Raw genomic sequence first — 1,996 nt, 5'->3', positions numbered from 1 at the left:
GCAGCAGCCGGTCGGCGACCAGGTGCCCGGCGAGGTCGGCCGGGGAGACCTCCGGCAGCGCGGCGCGCAGCGCCCGTACGGCGGCCCGGTCCTTGGCGCCGCGCAGCCGGCCGTACGCCACGGCCAGCGGGCCGAGCCGGTCCAGCAGCCTCGCCCCGCCGGTCGGGGCGAGCCACAGCCGGTGCTCCTGGGCGGTCCAGCCCATCAGCAGCGGCACGGACGAGGCCACGGCCGCCTCCAGCGGGTCGGCCGGGAGCGTGCCCGGGTCGGTGACCAGCCCGAAGGCGGGGCCGCCCAGCACCGGGGAGGAGAGGCGCATCGCCGCCTCCTGGGCGGAGAGCAGCGCGGGCAGCGGTAGGGCCTCGAAGGCCCGGGCGGTGGCGGGCACCCGCAGCCCCGGGCGGCCATCCGCCGGACCATCGTGCGGACCTGGTCGCGCGGGAGCGCCTCGGGGGCCCCGCTCTGCAGGACGGCCCGGGCGAAGAGGCCCTCGGCGCGCGGAGCGGCGAGCAGGGCGCCGATGCTGATGGCGCCGGCGGACTCCCCGAAGACGGTGACGCGGCCGGGGTCCCCGCCGAAGGCGGAGATGTTGTCGCGTACCCATTCCAGGGCGGCGATCTGGTCGAGGAGCCCCCGGTTGGCGGGTGCGTCGGGGAAGAGCCCGTAGCCGAGCACCCCGAGCCGGAAGTTGACCGAGACCAGCACGACCCCGTCGCGGGCGAAGGCGGAGCCGTCGTACACCGGGACCGCGGACGATCCCCGCGTGTGGGCGCCGCCGTGGATCCAGACCATCACCGGCAGCCGGGCTCCGGGCGCCGGGTCCGGGGTCCAGACGTTGAGGGTGAGGCAGTCCTCGCCGGGGATCACCGGGTCGGACAGCAGGGCCGCGAAGGCCGGCGGATAGGGCACCTTGGGCGCGGTCGGCCCGAACGCCCCCGCGTCGCGCACGCCGTCCCAGGCGGCCGGGGGCTGCGGTGCGGCGAAGCGGCGGGGACCGGTGGGCGGGGCGGCGTAGGGGACGCCCCGAAGACGGCGGCGCCGCCGGTCTCCCAGCGGCCCTCCACGACGCCGTGTCCGGTGCCGGCCCGGGGCCGGTGGCCGCCGCCCGCTGTGCTCATCCGCGCTCTCCTCGGCCGTCCCGGTCCGCGGCCGGGCCTCGCTGCGGCCCGGTTCCGCTTCCGGGCGTTGCGATCACCGTCGCACACCCGTCCGGAGGGTGACAAGCCGTGACCGGCTCCCGGGCGGGCCGGGTTGGACCGGCATGCGAGCGAACCTCATCACCCCTGCCGCGGCCGCCCTGGCCCTGGGGGCCCTGCTGTCGGCGGCGGCCGGCGCGGCGCAGGCCGCCGGGCCCGGATTCCAGTACGTCGGCCAGGACGACCGCGTCCACGGCGTGACCTCCACGAAGGGCTGCGTGGAGGCGGCGGGCGGCGGCGGCCGCGCGGTCACGAACCAGACGCGGCTCACCGCGTCCCTGTACCGCGACCCGCACTGCAAGGGCCCGGTGGTGGCGGTTATGCGGCCGGAAGCGGTCAGTCCGGTCCGGCCCTCCTTCGCCTCTGTCCGTTTTTCCCTCCCCGGGTAGCCCACACGACCGTGACCACTCGGCGCGCGCCGCGTTGTATGCCATGTCAAATGCCGCAGAGGATGCGGCGCCCACATCTCACGAGGAGATCTTGATGTCGCGTATCGCGAAGGCATTCGCCATCACCGCTGTCGCCGGTAGCACCGTGGCCGCCGGCGCCGGTCTGGCCGTCGCCGATGCCGGAGCGCACGGTGCGGCGGTCGGCTCCCCCGGTGTCCTGTCGGGCAACGTGGTCCAGGTTCCGGTTCACATCCCGGTCAACGTGTGCGGCAACACCGTCAACGTGATCGCCCTGCTGAACCCGGCCTTCGGCAACACCTGCGTCAACGCCTCGGGCGGCGGCGGCCACCACCACACCGAGGGCGGCAGCTACGGCGAGTGATCGCCTTCCACGCCTGACCGGCTGAAGGG

At 76.1% G+C, this 1,996-nt stretch carries 2 protein-coding genes and 1 pseudogene; 2 read left to right on the top strand and 1 reads right to left on the bottom strand.

Features of this window, described 5'->3' with window-relative positions; translation table 11 throughout:
- A pseudogene (locus VR44_RS32775) lies at positions 1-1,118 on the bottom strand (carboxylesterase/lipase family protein); the annotation flags it as partial.
- A 143-nt stretch (positions 1,119-1,261) separates the two neighbouring features.
- Between VR44_RS32775 and VR44_RS32770 the strand changes: the two are divergent.
- Complete coding sequence (locus VR44_RS32770; protein ID WP_045951270.1) at positions 1,262-1,585, top strand: hypothetical protein; 324 nt, start codon at positions 1,262-1,264, stop codon at positions 1,583-1,585.
- 94 nt (positions 1,586-1,679) lie between these two features.
- Entirely contained in the window at positions 1,680-1,967 is a 288-nt protein-coding gene (locus VR44_RS32765; protein ID WP_045951269.1) for a chaplin, read from the top strand.
- Positions 1,968-1,996 lie beyond the last annotated feature (29 nt).

Origin of the sequence: Streptomyces katrae, assembly GCF_000966975.1 — a bacterium.
GTDB classification, from domain to species: domain Bacteria; phylum Actinomycetota; class Actinomycetes; order Streptomycetales; family Streptomycetaceae; genus Streptomyces; species Streptomyces katrae.
This window is presented reverse-complemented; position numbering and strand designations above follow the sequence as displayed.